Below are 247 nucleotides of genomic sequence, written 5' to 3'. Positions count from 1 at the left end.
CTGCTGCTCCTGCCAGGGGCTGATCAGGCGCCGCAGGTCGAGCAGGTCGGCGGGGGTGATGCCACTGCCTTCGAGCAGTTGCTCGCGGGCGAACCCTTCCTTCTCCAGCAGCGAGAGAGTGAGGGTCGACATGTGCAGCGAGTTGAGCCAGGTGGCGCGGGAGAAGGTCGAGTCGATCATGGCGTGCCCATCGTTACCGGTGGCCGCGCCGCGCTGTTACCGCGCGGACGGGGTACACAGGGTAGGG

Annotated in this window: 1 protein-coding gene; it reads right to left on the bottom strand. The window is 67.6% G+C overall.

The features are described from left to right. A partial coding sequence (locus BST14_RS32145) for a hypothetical protein (protein ID WP_211280862.1) occupies positions 1–180 on the bottom strand: 180 nt, incomplete at its 3' end. Between the last annotated feature and the right edge of the window lie 67 nt (positions 181–247).

Source organism: Mycobacterium arosiense ATCC BAA-1401 = DSM 45069 (assembly GCF_002086125.1).
Classification (GTDB): domain Bacteria; phylum Actinomycetota; class Actinomycetes; order Mycobacteriales; family Mycobacteriaceae; genus Mycobacterium; species Mycobacterium arosiense.
The sequence above is the reverse complement of the archived record's forward strand: the minus strand, read 5'-3'. Positions and strand labels throughout refer to the sequence as shown.